Raw genomic sequence first — 16,509 nt, 5'->3', positions numbered from 1 at the left:
TGCTTCCTTTCTTTATATCTTCTCAGATTATACTTTTTGCAAAATTCATAATAAGTAGTTATGATTGTTAAAAATAGGCCCAATTTCCCATGGTGTCAAATCAGTTTTGCGCGCCCCCGGGAATACATGGCTTTTGATGTCCAACGCTGTCCCGGCAATAAAAATCTTGCCTGTTTTATAATTTCCTTTAATCTTAAAAGTATGAAGGGGCAGCCGATTTTAGAAACGGTTCAGTGTCACAGGCCGCCGATTGGGTTAGATTAAGAGTAAGAGTAAGATTAAGACGAAGAAAAGAGAGGCTTCCCATGGACAAAGAACAACACATGCTCACCGCCATTTTAAACACAATTGATGACGGAATCTACGTTATCGATCAATCCTATACCGTGGAATACATGAACCGCAAAATGGTCGAGCTGTTTGGGGATGGTATCGGAAAGAAATGCTATGAGGTGATAAACGACACCAATGAAATCTGCCCCTGGTGCCGCGCGGAAGAAATCTTTAAAGGGCAGAGTCTGAACTGGGAGCTATATGTCCCGAAAACCGGGCGGACATTTACCCTCACAGAGATGCCGCTTGCCAATCCGGACGGCTCGATTTCCAAAATGAGCGCCTACCGTGACATCACCCACCGCAAACAGCGGGAAGCAAAACTCAAGGCCTCTGAAGAGCACTACCGCAAACTTTTCGAGCATGTGGGCGTGGGCGTCTATATCAGCAGCAAGGAGGGAAAATTCCTGGACGCCAACCAGACGCTGCTGGATATGCTGGATTATCCCGGCAAAGAGCCGTTCTTAAACATGGATATTACGCAGGATCTGTACGTCCGGCCCGAGGACCGCCGCAAATTCCAGGATATGATCGAACGCGACGGCCGGGTGATGGACTATGAGGTGGAGTTCAAAAAGCGGGACGGCACGCCGGTCCTTGTTTCGATGACCAGCCATGTGCGCTACGATCCCCACGGCAATGTCCTGGGCTATGAGGGCATTGTGGTGGACCAGACCCAGCGCTATCAGATGGAGAAAAAGCTGAAAGAAGCCCATGACTTCATGAACAAGATCATCCAAAGCTCGCCAAACCCCATCATGGCCGCGGATTTAAGCGGAAACATCATCATCTGGAACCGGGCGACGGAAAAAACCCTGGGTTACCCGGCCAATGAGGTGATCGGCAAGATGAATATCACCAAGATTTACCCGGAAGGGGTGGCGCGGAAAATCATGAAAATGATCCGCGGCCCGGAAAGCGGCGGCGTGGGCATGCTTCGCTCCTACCCCCTCCTCTATGTCCGGCGCGACGGGGAGGTAATTGACGGCAACCTCTCTGCAGCTATGGTCTACGATGACAAGGGCAATGAAATCGCCACCGTGGGGTCATTTGTCGATCTGCGGGAGCGCATTGAAATGGAGCAGCAGCTCCGGCAGACCCAGGAGCAGCTGCTGCATTCGGAAAAACTGGCGGCCATGGGCCGGCTTACCTCGCAGCTCGCCCATGAATTAAACAACCCGATCTACGGGATCATGAATACCCTTGAGCTTTTAAAGACCGAGATCTCCCCGGAAAACAAGCGCCGAAAGCTCCTGGATATGTCGCTTTCAGAAACCGTGCGGCTGGCGGACATGCTCAGGAAAATGCTTTCCTTTTCCAAACCCGAACAGGAGGAAAAATCCGCCACAGACGTCAACAAGATACTGGATGAGCTGATCATGCTTCATGAAAAACAACTCCAGGAACTTGACATTAAGGTGCATTTCGACCTTGAAGAGGGGCTTCCGCCGGTGCATGCCTCCCCGAACCAGCTGCGCCAGGTATTTTTAAATATGATCGGCAATGCCAGGGACGCCATGCCCGACGGTGGAACCCTCACCATCACTACCGCCCGGAACAACGGTGAGGTCCGCATTGACATCACGGACACCGGCGCCGGGATCAAGGAGGAACACCTCGGCAAGATCTTTGACTCCTTTTTTACCACCAAATCCAGCGTCAAGGGGGTCGGCCTGGGCCTCTCCGTCTGCTACGGGTTCATCAAGGAGCACGGCGGGGACATCCAGGTTGAAAGCACCCCCCGCAGCGGCACGACATTTACCATTACCCTGCCCATTCAGCCACCTGAAGAGCCGCTAAAAGAATAACTATAATAAATATAATAACTAAAAAATTTTTAATCTTATTTCCATCAAACAAATATTTAGCTTTATTTCAGAAGTTTATTAAGAAATCGTATGGTTAATTTTTTCCTTGACAGCCGAATATATTCTGCAATAATGGAAATAAATATAAATTCTTTCCAAGGAGACAGCCGCCATGGAAGATGTGCTTACCGTATTCAAAGCCAGCAAATATTGCAGCGTATCCCCGAAAACCATCATCAACTGGATCGAATCCGGCCTGATCAAGGCATACAAAACCCCGGGGGGACACCGGCGCATCAACCGCAAGGACTTGATCGCTTTCATGGAAAACCAGGGCATGCCGCTGCCGGAAAAAGAAGTGGAAACCGGGCGGGTTAAAATCCTTGTGGTCGATGATGACCCCATTATCGTGGAATCCATCGTCCAGGCCCTGGAAGAGGATGAATACGACTATGAAGTGATATCCGCGGCCGACGGGTTTGAGGCCGGCATCCAGGTAAGCCACTTCCAGCCCGATCTTTTGATTCTCGATATCATGATGCCGGATATCAAAGGCTTTGACGTCTGTCAGAAAATCAAATCCTCGCCCGAGACCAGGAACACGAAGATTATCGTCCTCTCCGCCTATCTGGACGAGGAAAAGTTCAAACAGATGAAGGAACACGGCGCGGATGCCTGCTACTCCAAGCCGCTGCCGCTGCCCCAGTTAAAAGAGGAAGTCAGCCGGCTTCTGGGACTCCGCCAATAGCGACCGGACATATGCCGGCAGGGAGGCGAATCCATGAAATTAAAAGAAGCATTAGAAAAAAAAGACTTTGTCGTCACCTCGGAATTCCAGGCGCCTCTGGAATCCGACCAGGAAAACCTCATCAAAAACCTAAGCTCGGTCCGCGGCCGGGTGGACGGGGTATCGCTCTCGGAAGTCGAATTTGAAGGTATTGTCGGCGATTCCATTCAGACCTGCGAGCTTTTAAAACAAAACCGGTTTGAATCCATCTACCAGACCACCACCCGGGACAAAAACCGTATCCAGCTGATGAAGGATCTGACAGCGGCCCAAACGGCCGGAGTGGATAATCTTCTGGTGTTTACCGAGGACTACCGCATCACCGGCGACAGCCTGCAGGAAATGATGTTTTTCCACGTGGATGCCGGCAAAATCCAATCCGTGCTCGAACACATCCGGGAGGGCCGAAGCCTTGAAGGCGGGGAGCTGCCTGGAAAAGGCGAATTCCTGCTGGGCTCCGGCGTTGAATCCAACTGGGGAAAAAACGTGCCGGATCTGGAGCTGCGCGAGATGGAGGAGATGACCAAGATGGGGGCCGGCTATTTCCTCACCACGCCGGTATTTGACGTGGAACGGTTTGAAAAGTTCTTAAAGCGCACCAACACCTTCGGTGTGCCGGTCATCGCCGAGGTCATGATCATCCGCACCGCCGGCATGGCCCAGTTCTTAAACCGCCACTTAAAACCCGGGCTGGTGCCGGACTGGATCATCCAGAAGCTCGCCCGGGCCACGGACAAGGAAAAAGCCAGTATTGAACTGTTTGCTGATACGGTAAAAGGCTTAAAGGATCTCTGCCAGGGTATCCATATCATTACCATCGGCGGAGAAGAAAAACTCAAGCAATACCTTGATGCGGCTAAATTGAAATAACCGCTCCGCTTCCGCGCGCTGGCTCTGCTGCTCCAGACCGCTTCTGCATCCTCATTCTCAAGGCGGCCGTATTGATCCTATAAACGGATACAGGAGGATCAATATCTTGCAAACCATTGTGTTGACCATCAACGGAAAAAAGATTGCCTGCCGAGAGGGCACCAGCGTGTTCGAGGTGGCAGCCGGAAACGGCATCGCCATTCCTTCCCTCTGCTATCATCCGGACTTAAAACCCTATGGGGCCTGCCGGCTCTGCCTGGTAGAAGAGGAGAAATCCGGGCGCCTCTTTGCCTCATGCGTGACACCCGCTGCCCGGGACATGGTGATTCAGACGGAATCCCCGCGCGTTCTCACCCATCGCAAAAACATTGTCCGGCTGATGATGGCCGAGCACCCGGAATCCTGCATTGTCTGCAACAAGGGAAACCGGTGCGAGCTGCGACGGATTGCGGCAAAGCTGGGCATCGGGGAAAACGATCTTTATCCCATGCCCAATTACAAATCCTTCGAGCAGTTAAACCCCTTCATTATCCGGGACTTAAGCAAATGCATCCTCTGCGGCAAATGCATCCGGGCAGACCATGAGCTGGTGTGCACCGGCGCCATTGACTACAATCACCGGGGGTTTCAATCCCGACCGGCCACTGCCCACGAAATGCCGCTTGAGCAATCAAACTGCACCTTCTGCGGTACCTGTGTATCCGTCTGCCCCACCGGCGCACTGAGCCCGAAAAATAATCGGTATGCCGGCACCCCGGAACGGGAAGCATTGTCGGTCTGCGGCTTCTGCGGTATCGGCTGCACGCTCAACATAGGGACTGCGGGTGATAAAATCGTGGAGATCAATCCCGGGGATTTTGAGGATACCGTCAACCATGCGACCCTGTGCGTCCGGGGCCATTTTTCCCACGATTTTTTAAACTCCGCTGACCGTCTGACCGCCCCGATGATCCGGAAAACTGACGAGGCGGGAGAGCCGTCGTTTGAGGAGGTATCGTGGGAGAAGGCCACTGCGCATGCGATATCCAAATTGACTGAGATCAAACGCACCCATGGCCCGCAAAGCATCGCATTCATCGGCTCCACCCAATGCAGCGTGGAAGAAAACTATCTGTTTCAAAAAATCGGCCGGGCGATTTTTCAGTCCGAAAACATCGTCAGCATGGCCGAAAGCCGCGGCCAGGCCCAGATGATGGCCCTTGACCAAAAAACCGGCGGCAATTGCCGCATCAACCGGCTCATGGACCTTGAAAATGCCCCGGCGATTGTTGTTTTAGGGCCTGATCCGGACCATGCCGCACCGGTGCTTGGCTACCATATCAAGCGGGCGGCCAAAAAAGGCGCTGTACTGATCGTTGTCAATCCCCTGCCCAACGAGCTTTCCCTCTTCGCCGCGCAATGGATCCGGCCGTCGCTCTCAAAAACCCCGGAAATGTCATTTACAGCACTTTTAAACGGTATTGCAAAGGCGCTGATCGCCCAAAACGGCCATGATATTGAATTTATCGAGGCCCATGCCGAATCCTTCAAGGATTGCGCGGAAAGCTTAAACGCCCGGGACACAGCGGAGCTGGCCCGAATGGCGGCGGTGTCCCAATCTGATCTGGAAACCGCGGCAACGCTTCTGGCCGGCAAGCAGGCGGCCTTTGTAATCGGCCAGGCGGCCGGGAGCTCCCTTTCCGAGACCGGATTCAACGCCCTTTTTAACCTGGCGCTTTTAACCGGCAGCACGGCCAGAATAGGCACCGGCATCCATCTGATGGCAGAGGCCAATAACTGGATGGGCGCCTGCGATATGGGCATCTCCCCGGCTTGGCTCCCCGGCCGCACGCCGCTCTCGGATGAAGCCGGCAGAGGCGCACTTGAAAAGGCCTGGCAATCCAAGATTTCTCCGGATCCCGGACTTGACATGGCCCGGCTGATTGAGTCGGCGGAGAACGGCACCCTAAAAGCCGTCTACATCATGGGCGAAAACCCCTTAAGAAAGCTGCCCCAGCCCGGGCGGGCGGAAAAGGCCTTTAAAAACCTTGAACTTATCATTGTTCAGGATATTTTGTTCACCCGAACCGCCAAACTGGCCCACCTCATCCTGCCCGGGGCGGCGTTTACGGAAAAAGCCGGGGCATTTACCAGCATGGAAGGCCGGATTCAAAACTTCACGCCTGTTGCGGCGCCGCCCGGAGACGCCAGGCCGGATTGGGAGATACTCGCCCTGCTGGCGGCAAAGATGGGATATCCGGAACCCTATGACAGTCTTGAGCAGATAAAACAGGAGATCCGGCGCCTGGTGCCGATCTATGCGGACCTCGGCAGCCACCGGCAGGCATGGATCAAGAACCAGGGATCGGAAAACGGCTTCCGATTCCATTTTTCCCCGGCGGATATCCCGGAAACCCCTTCCTTTGATGATCCGTCACACCCCTATACCGGCATTATCGCCGGGCTCCGCTATCACATGGGCGGCGGCACCCGCACCAGCCGGTCTGAAAGAATTCATGCCTATCCGCTTAAAGGCCAAATTGAAATTTCGGCAGATGACGCCAAAAAGCTTGATCTATCAGAGACCGACCGACTTCGCGTGAGCAATGCATACGGGCAAATCGAGCGGGGGGTTCGGATCAATGGGGACATGCCCGCAGGCCAGGTGTTTATTCCCCTGGCCTACAACGGAAACGATGCCATGCATCTGGTGGATCTATCCCCAGCCCCGGCCGCAGACGCACCGGGCTGGGCAGCCTGCCGGGTAAACCTTGAAAAAATCGAAACCAGCGGGGAGAGGTTATAAATGGAACCCAAAGCCATAGACTGGAATGAGCTGTCCGCCATCATCGATAAATACCGGGGCCGGAAGTGGGGGCTTATTCCGCTTCTCCAGGAAGTGCAGGAGGTTTGCGGCTACATCCCGCCGGCGGCGATTGAGCCCATTGCCATGGCCATGAATATGTTTCCCACCCAGGTCCAGGGCGTGATCACCTTTTACGCGGGCTTTTCCCTGCAGCCCAAGGGACGCTATGTCCTGCGCGTCTGCCGGGGCACGGCCTGCCACGTCAAAGGCTCCCGCAGCATCCTGCGCATGACGAAAAAGGAACTCAGCCTGGAAGAAGGCGAGACCAGCCCGGATTACCAGTTTACCCTGGAGACCGTGGCCTGCCTGGGCGCCTGTTTTCTGGCGCCCACCATGATGGTCAATAAAAATTACTACGGCAAGCTCACCCCGCCCAAAGTCAACTCCATACTGGATCAATACCGAAAGCCAAAGCCGGCTGAATCATCCAGCGAAGCCAAGGAGGCGGATTGATGGCATCTGAAAAACTCACATCCATCGGGCAGCTGGAATGGCTCCGCAACAAAATTCTGGCGGATACCGGAAAAGGACGCACGGAGATCCACGTCTGCATGACCGGATGCCGGGCATACGGAGCCGCGGATGTCGCCGGCGCGCTCTCGGATGAAGTCCGCAGACATGGGCTTGAAAAAGAAGTGGATGTCCGCTCAACCGGCTGCCACGGCTTCTGTGCCAAGGCGCCTGTGATCGCCATCGAGCCCTTGGGCGTCCAGTACCAGGAGGTTGCCCCGGAGGATGCAGCGGAGATCGTCGGCCAGACTATCCGGAAAAAGCAGCTGATCGAGCGCCTGGCGTACGAAGACCCCCGGACCCATCAGCTCATTTACCACCGGGATCAGATTCCCTTCTACAAAAACCAGGAGCGTCGGATTCTGGCTCATTGCGGACGGATCGATCCCACCCGCATCGAGCACTACATTGCCGGGGACGGATACAAGGCCCTGGTCAGAGCGCTATCCCAGATGACCCCGGAGGGGGTGATTGAAGAGGTAATCGCCGCCAAGCTTAAGGGCCGGGGCGGGGCGGGCTTTCCCGCAGGGCTGAAATGGCGGTTCGCCCGCCAGGCGGAAAATTTTCCGAAATACTTGATCTGCAACGCGGATGAAGGCGATCCCGGCGCGTTTATGGACCGCGCGCTTTTGGAAGGCGATCCGCATGCCGTGCTCGAAGGAATGCTTCTGGCGGCCTATGCCATAGGCGCAGAATACGGCTTCATCTATGTCCGGGAGGAATACCCCATTGCCGTGGAGCATTTAACCATTGCCATCGAGCAGGCGGAGAACCTGGGGCTTTTGGGTGAAAACATTCTGGGTACGGGAGTTAATTTTAAACTCTCCCTTAAAATGGGGGCGGGCGCGTTTGTGTGCGGGGAAGAGACCGCGCTCATGGCCTCCATCGAGGGAAAACGCGGCATGCCCCGGCCCCGGCCGCCCTTCCCCGCCCAGGCTGGCCTGGATGAGAAGCCAACCAATATCAATAATGTGGAAACGTTTGCCAATGTGCCGCTGATCATAAAGAACGGCGCGGATTGGTACGGCCAGGTGGGCACGGAAAACAGCAAAGGCACCAAAATCTTCTCCCTTGCCGGAAAAGTCAACAACACCGGCCTGGTGGAGGTGCCCATCGGGATTACCATCAAGGAAGTCATCTATGACATCGGCGGGGGCATTCCCAAAGGCCGTCAGTTTAAAGCCGTCCAGATGGGCGGGCCGGCCGGCGGCTGCGTGCCGGCCCAATTTATCAATCTCCCCATCGACTATGACACCATCCAGCGGGTCGGCGCAATCATGGGCTCAGGCGGAATGGTGGTGATGGACGAGAACAACTGCATGGTGGAAATCGCCCGGTTTTTCTTAAGCTTTACCCAGTCCGAATCCTGCGGCAAATGCGCCCCCTGCCGTCTGGGGACCACCCAGCTTCTGGAAACCTTAAGCCGGATCTCTTTAGGCCAGGGCCGTATTGAGGATATTGACAGCATCAAGGCGCTGGGCGAGACCATATCCGAGGCCTCCCTGTGCGGGCTCGGTCAGGCCTCTCCCAAGCCGGCGCTTTCCACGCTCAAATACTTTGAGCAGGAATACCGGGACCATATTCAGGAACACCGATGCGCCGGGGCGGTATGCGACTCCATGGTGATCTCCGCATGCCAGCACGCCTGTCCGGCAGGCATTGATGTGCCCAACTATGTGGCGGCGGTCGCTAACGGCAATTATGAAGATGCAGTTGAGATTATCCGGGAGAGGAATCCCTTTCCGGCGGTATGCGGCCGGATCTGCATCCATCCCTGTGAGTTCAAATGCCGGCGGGGGGAGTTGGATGATCCGGTGGCCATCCGATCGCTAAAGCGCTTTGCCTCGGACTGGTATTTTGAAAATGTCGGCCCGGATCGGGAGCCCTTTCCCGTGACCAAGAATGAAAAAGTGGCGGTTGTAGGGGCCGGACCGGCTGGGCTTACCTGCGCCTACTTCCTGGCGGAAATGGGGTATGAGGCCACCGTTTTCGAGGCCCAGCCCGTACCCGGCGGTATGCTTGGCATTGCCGTGCCGGAATTCCGGCTGCCAAGGCAGGTCATCGAAGAAGAGATTCAATACATTAAAAACGCGGGCGTGAGCATTCATTATAACTCTCCCATTGACGCCAATCATACCCTAAATGATCTCATGAAGGAGGGCTACAGCGCCGTATTCCTTGCCGCCGGCGCCCAGGCCAGCAAGCGCATCGGCATCCCCGGCGAGGAAGAAGGCGTGGAAGGCCTCTACTACGGGCTGAATTTTTTAAGCGACGTGCGGACCGGCAAACCCATGCCCCTTTCCGGTCGGACCGTGATTATCGGCGGCGGCAATGTGGCCCTGGATGTGGCCCGCACAGCCCTTCGCGCCGGCTCAGAGCATGTGCAGCTCTTCTGCCTGGAAAGCCGGGACCAGATGCCGGCCTGGGAGAAAGACATTATTGAGGCGGCTGATGAAGGGGTGATCCTAAACCCCGCCTGGGCACCCGATGCGATTTTTCATGAAGACAACCAGGTCACCGGCATCAGCTTTACCCGCTGCCTGGCCGTATTTGACCAGGAGGGCAAGTTTAACCCGGAATGCGACATCAACGATTACCAGTATATTGAAACCGACAATATCATCATCTCCATCGGCCAGGCCCCGGACATGTCGTTTCTGCCTGAGGACAGCCAGCTTGAGCGCGCCCTTTGGGGGAGCCTCATGGTGGATGAGAATACGCTGGCCACCAATGTGCCGGGGGTGTTCGCGGGCGGGGATTTCACCACCGGCCCGACCTATGTTATCCGGGCCATCGCCTCCGGCCGGCGGGCGGCACTGGCCATTGATAAATACCTGGCCGGTGACAAGGCCCGGATCTATATGCCGGATGAGAAAACCAAACGGGCCCAGGAAACGGGCCTTGCCCTGGAAGAGGAATCGTCCGAAGAAAAACGCCGCGTCGCGGTTGAATTTGAAAATCCGGATGAGCGGGTACGCGACTTCCGGGAGGTTGAAAAGGGATTTACCCCGGCGCAGGCCCACTTTGAAGCCATGCGGTGCCTGCGATGTGATCTTGAAAAGGAGGACAGCGAGCTATGATCCGCTCCATTACCCGGCCCAAATCCGAGGAAGAAATTGACCGGCTGCTCGAAGACGCCGGGCGCCTATTCATTATCGGCTGCGGCACCTGCGTGACCCTGACCCATACCGGCGGGGAGCCGGAGGTCGCCGCCATGAAGGACAAACTCTCGGCCAAGGGCAAAGTCATCACCGGCACCACGGTGGTGCCGGTGGCCTGCGACAACTTAACCGGCGAGATGCTAAAGGAGCTGAAAGCCCCGCTCAATCAGGCCGAGGCGCTTTTGATCATGACCTGCGCCTACGGGGTGCAGACCATCGCCCGGCAGCTCAAAAAATTTGTCGTCCCGGCACTGGATACCCTGTTTGTGGGCAAGGAAACCGCCTACGGCGAGTTCAATGAAATCTGCAAACAGTGCGGCACCTGCGTCATCGGCGAGACCGGCGGCATCTGCCCGGTGACCGCCTGCCACAAGGGTCTGGTCAACGGTCCGTGCGGCGGCACCAACAACGGCAAATGCGAAATCGATCCGGACAAGGACTGTGCCTGGACCCTGATATACAACCGATTGAATGAACTCGGCCGTCTGGAGCTCATGCGCCATTATCAGCAGCCGAGAAACCATTTGGGCGAGCCGAGCCCCGGGAAATTTAATATTTAGGGGTTGGGTGTTGGGTATTAGGTATTAGGTATTAGGTATTAGGTGTTAGGTATTGCGTGTTTGGTGGAAAAAGCAATTTGAGTTACTGATTTTTAATATATTAATGGAGAATTAACCATGCCGTCCGCATTTAAGAAAGCCCTGGACTCGGGCAAATTCGTCGTTACCTGTGAAGTCGCCCCCGGCAAAGGCACCAACCTTGAGAAAGTGGGGCATCACATAGAGCTCTTGAAAGACAAAGTCGATGCGATGAATGTGACAGACCATCAGAGCTCCGTGATGCGCTTTCCCTCCCTGGGCGGCGCTCTCATGGTCAAGGAAATGGGCGGCGAGCCCATCCTCCAGATGACCTGCCGGGACAGAAACCGGCTGGCCCTTCAGGCGGATCTTTTGTTTGCCTCAAGCCGCGGGATACATAACGTGCTGTGCCTGACCGGCGATTCCGTAATGCTGGGCGACCACAAGGAGGCCAAGGGGGTCTTTGATCTGGACTCCAGCCAGCTGGTGGCCGCTATCCGAAGTCTTGAATCCGGAAAAGACATGGCGGGCAATGAACTGGACGGGGGCGTGTCCTTCTGCGCCGGCGCCATTGTCACCCCGGAGGCCAATCCGATAGAGCCGCAGCTCATTAAATTCGAAAAAAAGATTGAGGCGGGCGCTGAGTTTATCCAGACCCAGGCCGTATATGACCTGGACAATTTTAAACGGTTTATGGACTATGCCCGCCAGTTTCCGGTCAAAATCCTGGCCGGTGTCATTCTTCTGACCTCCGCCCCAATGGCGCGGTTTATGAATAAGAATGTGGCAGGCGTTACCGTGCCCCAGAATCTGATCGACGAGATGGCCTCAGCCCCTAAAGGCGGGGCACTTGCCAAGGGCATTGCCATTGCCGGCAGGATGATCCGGCAGATCAGGGAGGAAAACATCTGCCACGGTGTTCACATCATGGCCATCGGCAAGGAAGACAAGGTTCCGGAGATTATGGAAGCCGCCGGCCTGAACGCCTGATGGCCATCCGGTTCCGCACGCATGATTGCCCAATTTCTCCTCGCCCCCTCGGTCCGACTCATTTAAAAAGGGAAGGCTTCAGCCTTCCCCGATGTCTTTTATTCTCAAAAAGCGATCTATTCCGCCGCCGCGGCATTTTTGCATAAAGTAACTCAAAAAGGCCCTGAAAATCTGTTCATACTGTCATTTCGAGCGACAGCGAGAAATCTTTTAAAAAGATTCCTCGTCACTGGCGTTCCTCGGAATGACAACTGCGTTAACAGATAGAATAACAGGATATATTGTCGAGTTCCTTAAAAAAATTTTTTTAAAAAAGCCTTGACCTCCGCCATTTTTTTGTTATATTTTAATTAAAGCTAACTTTTTGATAATATTAATTATATGTTAATTTTATTAAAAATTATTAGCTATACTTAACAAACAGGAGGCCAAGAAATGAACCGGATCAAAATGTCATTTATCGACAATGATTATGCAATCAAAGCAAGCGCTGATGTGGCCGCAGAAGATGGGAAAACCGGACTTTCAAGCTTCCTGGAGCTAATCCGGGAAGAATTGGTGACCGGTGATACGGCCTATCTGGAAATCGAGGGGCTAAACGGCAAATCCATCACCTTCAGCATTGCCGAGGCCGTTTAAGAAAGCTTCAGCCACAGCACTTTGGCCGAACCGGTCCCCGTATTTTGCCACTGGGAGGGCATCCGGGTTGTCAAATGGATGATATCACCCGCCCGCATGAAGCTTTTGGCGGCGCCGAACGCGACTTCAAGCTTTCCGTTTAACAGGTAACCGAACTCTTCTCCCTTGTGGACAAAAAAATGGGCGGGCAGAAGTTTTCCGGGCAGGACCTCAATTAAATACGCCTCAACCCGGGCACCCGAATCCAAGGGCGTGAGCTGTTTGACGATAAGCGCATCCTTGGGCATATCCGGCAGCTGAACCTCGGTGGCAGCGGCTCCCTGAAATACACAGGCATTGTCCTCCCCCGCCTTATCCTGAAAAAAAGCGCCAACCTCCACGGAAAGGATTTCCGCCATTTTCATAAGCGCAGTGATCGAGGGATAAATCTGATTGCTTTCCACCTGAGAGATGTTGCTCGGTGTCACCCCCACAAGCTTTCCCAGCTCCGATTGGGATATCCCTCGTTTGCTTCGGAGATCGCGTACCCGGGCGCCAATATCAACCTGCGCGGCTGCCCGCTGCTTCTCCGGGCTGAATGTGATGCTCAAGCCCTTGGTCCAATAGTAATGGGGGGTGTTGACCGCATCAATTTCCCGGTTTTCCGCCTTTAATACGGAAAGCGAAGTTTTGCCGCGCTTTAAGGACAACTCAATGGCCACCTGCGCGATCTGATTGATAGAGGCCTTCAGCCGCTTGGAATGCGCATCCTTTTCAATAATCCAGAAGCCGATGGTGTTTAACTCATACAATCTCGGGCAGGTATGGGTATAAAACCGGCTGATCTGCTCCTCCCCTGCCCATAGCTCCTGCATGCCGGTGAGGCTCTCAAAAACAAACCGGACATCCGCCTCAGCCTGCGAGCGAATCCGGTGAAAGTGCGCCATCACCTCTTCCGGATCATGCGGGGCTTCCACCGGGATTAACTGACAGCCCGGCGCTTCCCGGCCTTCATAAAAGCTTTGAAATACATCCGCGCCCTTGCCCTTGCCATAGGTAAAGCAGTCCAGAATCGCCAGATGCGGATTGTCGGCCAGCGGCCCCAGCTTTTCGATCAGATTTCGGGGGGAGCGGTCAAAACTCACGTAAATAAACGGCTTGTGCTGGGCTTCGGCGGATTGGATAAAATTAAGCGTGAAAACCGCGGCCAGACTCCCCGCATCATCGTACCATACCACATTATCCCCGATCAAAAGCCCGCCGAGCAAAGGGTCGAGTTCGCTCACGCCGGTGGAAATCCGCATTCGGTCCGCGCTCATGGCTGTTTTCCTTTCGGAATTTGAAATCCAGACAACTCAAGTTGTAAACCAATGTCACTCACTTTAACATTCCGCCCCTGTCATTTCGAGGAACGACAGTGACGAGAAATCTTAAAAAAATCATGCAATGACAAGATTTCTCGCTGCCGCTCAAAATGACAACCGAGCCGATTTTCGCTCTTAAGTTAATGGCATTGAGTTGTAAAGAAACTATCCGCAATGATATACAATTTAGGTAAATAGTATCGGCTTAGCAAAAACCCGTCAATTTAAAAGCGGATTTTGAAACGCCAGGAGTAAGAGTAAGATTAAGAGTAAGATTAAGACGGGGAAAAACATTATGCATAGCAGCCCCGCCTGTCCGGACAACTGCCCGGGATGCGGCCACCGGCATTTAACCGCACGGCAAAGCAGGGAGCAGAAACAGCTATGGCTAATGCAAAAACTTGCCGGGTGGACGGACTGTATCCAGTCGATACAGGCGGTGCCGGCAGGAGAGGACCTGGGCTATCGGGACAAGGTCTGCCTGTCAGCCCGCTGGGAAAATGAGCAGTGGCATATCGGCCTGCTTCATCACGATGAGGTGATCCCCATCCCTGACTGCCCGGTGCACAGCCCCCGGGTTAGAAATGCCATGGCCTGCCTGGCCCCTGCCCTGCCCCAGGCATCAGAATTTCCCATGGCCTATTATGCACAGTCCGGGGCCCAGATCACGCTTGTGCTGAAAACCAGGGAGATGCCCGCTATGCAATGGCTTCTGCCGGATCTAATCGATCAATTAAAAAAAATCGGCGTTGAAGGGCTCTGGATTCACCGCCATCCATCCGCAGGCAGGCGCGTTTTTGCCAAGAACGGGTGGGATCTGGTATGGGGAACGCCGCGATCCGTGGATAATAATGGCGTTCTTTACGGCCCCACGGCTTTTCAGCAGCTGATTCCCGGCCTTTTCGCCCAGGCCCTGTGTGCGGCGGAAGCTTTTTTTACCCCAACACGCAAAGACCTCATTTTTGATCTTTATTCCGGCATCGGCGCAAGCCTCTCCCGCTGGTCAGAAAAGTCAAGCCGTGTGCTCGGTGTCGAGTTAAGCGGGGAAAGTATTGAATGCGCGGTATACAATGCGCCGGCGGCCGTTATTTACCGGGGGACCTGCAAACACCGCCTGCCCCAGTTAACCGAAGCAATAAATGAGGCGCATAACAAACGCTATATATTTGCCAACCCGCCGCGCACCGGCCTTGAACAAAAAACCCGTGAATGGATAGGGTCAGTATGCCGGCCGGATAAACTCGCCTACCTCTCCTGCAGTGCCGGCACCTTAAATCGGGACCTTACGGCACTGGAAAATGCAGGATATGGCATTGACCGGATCATTCCCTATGATTTTTTCCCAAAAACCCATCACGTGGAGACACTGGCGCTTATCAGCCGGAAAAACCAGACATAAACTCATTCTCGAAAGATGCATCCCTTCCGGCTTTCCGCCCGGCGCCCACGCTGGGCAATATGGTCTTTAACCCCTCTCCCAAATTTATTTGGGGGAGGGATTGGGTGGGGGCATTACTCAGAAAACGCGCCCGGTTTCACCAAACGTCTGAAGCACCAGCCAGGTCTTAACATCCATCATATGCTTCGGCGCCCGGCACAAGGCCAGCGCCTCATCCGGGGAGACCAGAAAGGGATGGATGTCCTCTGAGCTTGAATTGCCGGCATTGGAAATGTCACCGCTGCATTCAACATATACCATGGACACGGACTCATCGGTCATGCCGGATGTGGAATAGACCGGCGGACTCGACTTGATCATTCGATCAACCGTCAGGCCCGTCTCCTCATACAACTCCCGGGCGCAGGCACTTTCCAGCGTCTCCCCGGAATCAACCAGGCCCGCCGGAAACCCGTACTGGTATCCGCCCAGCGGCACACGGAATTCCCTCACAACAACCAGTTTGGCGTCCTCCCTGTGCTTCGCCACGATGACGACGGCATCCGGCATTTCAAACCGGCCGCTGATAATTTTGGGCGGATCATTGCGCGACGCAATATACCAGGTGCGATCGTTTTCCGCCCGGTCCTGGTAGGCAATGGCGTATAGGTTTAAATGCCGGCAATCCGTGAGTTTTTCAAAAGAGCTGATTTTCATGCCGCAGCCGCCTCATCAGAAAGTGGATTTGTCCCAGCCGAACATTTTTGGGTCGATATCCGCAAATTCGATATAGATCCGCTGCGGGGCAATGCCCAGCGAGGACTCCAGATATTCGCAGATGGCTTTGGCATATTCCGGACACTGCTCCCGCTCAAGCCCGATACTTTTGAACTCAACATAGGCGGTTGGATTCTCATTGGCCTGAAACCGCATGGCGGCGCATGATACCAGCGATACCATCACACTTTCCTCCGGCTTTGTCAAAAGCCGGGCGGCAAAGCGGGCGGCCTCCGGAATAAAGGCTTCCCGCCCCACTTCATCAACTTCCCGGTTGGTCTCGATTTTAAAATACGGCATAATTTCCCCTTTCAAATCTCAATCGCTTACAATAAATGATAATTGCTCCTGTAGTTTCTTGTGACAACCCTGTGCTCGCCTACCGGCGTCCGGCTATCGCCACTCTGCGCCTTTTGCTCTAAAGGATGCCTTCCCAAGGTCTTTATTCTTTTGGGCTGGCCGCCGTCCACCATGACGGCGCTTTCGCCCT

13 protein-coding genes are annotated in these 16,509 nt (G+C 54.5%); 10 read left to right on the top strand and 3 right to left on the bottom strand.

Features of this window, described 5'->3' with window-relative positions:
* Positions 1-305 precede the first annotated feature (305 nt).
* From U5L07_18960 to U5L07_18920, 9 genes are all read left to right on the top strand, one after another.
* Positions 306-2,141: a PAS domain S-box protein gene (locus U5L07_18960; GenBank protein MDZ7833827.1), complete on the top strand. Its 1,836-nt coding sequence runs from the start codon at positions 306-308 to the stop codon at positions 2,139-2,141.
* Positions 2,142-2,313: 172 nt separating this feature from the next.
* Positions 2,314-2,889 (top strand): response regulator, encoded by a 576-nt coding sequence (locus U5L07_18955; GenBank protein ID MDZ7833826.1) that lies wholly within the window; start codon positions 2,314-2,316, stop codon positions 2,887-2,889.
* Between the two features lie 33 nt (positions 2,890-2,922).
* Complete coding sequence (locus tag U5L07_18950; protein MDZ7833825.1) at positions 2,923-3,798, top strand: methylenetetrahydrofolate reductase; 876 nt, start codon at positions 2,923-2,925, stop codon at positions 3,796-3,798.
* A gap of 106 nt (positions 3,799-3,904) precedes the next feature.
* On the top strand, positions 3,905-6,583 hold the full coding sequence (locus U5L07_18945) for a molybdopterin-dependent oxidoreductase (protein MDZ7833824.1): 2,679 nt from the start codon (positions 3,905-3,907) through the stop codon (positions 6,581-6,583).
* On the top strand, positions 6,584-7,096 hold the full coding sequence (nuoE, locus tag U5L07_18940; protein ID MDZ7833823.1) for an NADH-quinone oxidoreductase subunit NuoE: 513 nt from the start codon (positions 6,584-6,586) through the stop codon (positions 7,094-7,096).
* Positions 7,096-10,233, top strand: a complete 3,138-nt coding sequence (locus tag U5L07_18935) for an FAD-dependent oxidoreductase (protein ID MDZ7833822.1) — start codon at positions 7,096-7,098, stop codon at positions 10,231-10,233. The genes nuoE and U5L07_18935 overlap by 1 nt, the downstream gene beginning before the upstream one ends.
* Entirely contained in the window at positions 10,230-10,874 is a 645-nt protein-coding gene (locus U5L07_18930) for a methylenetetrahydrofolate reductase C-terminal domain-containing protein (GenBank protein ID MDZ7833821.1), read from the top strand. The genes U5L07_18935 and U5L07_18930 overlap by 4 nt, the downstream gene beginning before the upstream one ends.
* 117 nt (positions 10,875-10,991) lie before the next feature.
* Positions 10,992-11,882: a methylenetetrahydrofolate reductase gene (locus U5L07_18925; GenBank protein ID MDZ7833820.1), complete on the top strand. Its 891-nt coding sequence runs from the start codon at positions 10,992-10,994 to the stop codon at positions 11,880-11,882.
* Between the two features lie 435 nt (positions 11,883-12,317).
* A complete protein-coding gene (locus U5L07_18920) occupies positions 12,318-12,521 on the top strand; it encodes a hypothetical protein (protein ID MDZ7833819.1) in 204 nt (67 codons plus the stop codon).
* On the opposite strand, the gene U5L07_18915 is transcribed toward U5L07_18920, so the two are convergent.
* Positions 12,518-13,819, bottom strand: coding sequence for a helix-turn-helix domain-containing protein (locus tag U5L07_18915; protein ID MDZ7833818.1), 1,302 nt, complete (start codon positions 13,817-13,819; stop codon positions 12,518-12,520). The genes U5L07_18920 and U5L07_18915 overlap by 4 nt on opposite strands.
* A gap of 340 nt (positions 13,820-14,159) precedes the next feature.
* Between U5L07_18915 and U5L07_18910 the strand changes: the two genes are divergently transcribed.
* Positions 14,160-15,263, top strand: a complete 1,104-nt coding sequence (locus U5L07_18910; GenBank protein MDZ7833817.1) for a hypothetical protein — start codon at positions 14,160-14,162, stop codon at positions 15,261-15,263.
* Positions 15,264-15,380: 117 nt separating this feature from the next.
* On the opposite strand, the gene U5L07_18905 is transcribed toward U5L07_18910, so the two are convergent.
* Positions 15,381-15,959 (bottom strand): NUDIX hydrolase, encoded by a 579-nt coding sequence (locus U5L07_18905; GenBank protein ID MDZ7833816.1) that lies wholly within the window; start codon positions 15,957-15,959, stop codon positions 15,381-15,383.
* Positions 15,960-15,974: 15 nt separating this feature from the next.
* Positions 15,975-16,319, bottom strand: a complete 345-nt coding sequence (locus tag U5L07_18900; GenBank protein ID MDZ7833815.1) for a phenylpyruvate tautomerase MIF-related protein — start codon at positions 16,317-16,319, stop codon at positions 15,975-15,977.
* Between the last annotated feature and the right edge of the window lie 190 nt (positions 16,320-16,509).

Source organism: Desulfobacterales bacterium (assembly GCA_034520365.1).
GTDB lineage: Bacteria > Desulfobacterota > Desulfobacteria > Desulfobacterales > Desulfosalsimonadaceae > M55B175.
Note: the sequence above shows the minus strand (reverse complement) of the source record. Positions and strands in the feature narration are given on the sequence as shown.

Excerpts from the sequence above, each read along its gene's own strand:
- U5L07_18960 (MDZ7833827.1), top strand. The coding sequence starts at position 306 with ATGGACAAAGAACAACACATGCTCACCGCCATTTTAAACACAATTGAT.
- U5L07_18955 (MDZ7833826.1), top strand. The coding sequence starts at position 2,314 with ATGGAAGATGTGCTTACCGTATTCAAAGCCAGCAAATATTGCAGCGTA.
- U5L07_18950 (MDZ7833825.1), top strand. The coding sequence starts at position 2,923 with ATGAAATTAAAAGAAGCATTAGAAAAAAAAGACTTTGTCGTCACCTCG.
- nuoE (MDZ7833823.1), top strand. The coding sequence starts at position 6,584 with ATGGAACCCAAAGCCATAGACTGGAATGAGCTGTCCGCCATCATCGAT.
- U5L07_18935 (MDZ7833822.1), top strand. The coding sequence starts at position 7,096 with ATGGCATCTGAAAAACTCACATCCATCGGGCAGCTGGAATGGCTCCGC.
- U5L07_18930 (MDZ7833821.1), top strand. The coding sequence starts at position 10,230 with ATGATCCGCTCCATTACCCGGCCCAAATCCGAGGAAGAAATTGACCGG.
- U5L07_18925 (MDZ7833820.1), top strand. The coding sequence starts at position 10,992 with ATGCCGTCCGCATTTAAGAAAGCCCTGGACTCGGGCAAATTCGTCGTT.
- U5L07_18920 (MDZ7833819.1), top strand. The coding sequence starts at position 12,318 with ATGAACCGGATCAAAATGTCATTTATCGACAATGATTATGCAATCAAA.
- U5L07_18915 (MDZ7833818.1), bottom strand. The coding sequence starts at position 13,819 with ATGAGCGCGGACCGAATGCGGATTTCCACCGGCGTGAGCGAACTCGAC.
- U5L07_18910 (MDZ7833817.1), top strand. The coding sequence starts at position 14,160 with ATGCATAGCAGCCCCGCCTGTCCGGACAACTGCCCGGGATGCGGCCAC.
- U5L07_18905 (MDZ7833816.1), bottom strand. The coding sequence starts at position 15,959 with ATGAAAATCAGCTCTTTTGAAAAACTCACGGATTGCCGGCATTTAAAC.
- U5L07_18900 (MDZ7833815.1), bottom strand. The coding sequence starts at position 16,319 with ATGCCGTATTTTAAAATCGAGACCAACCGGGAAGTTGATGAAGTGGGG.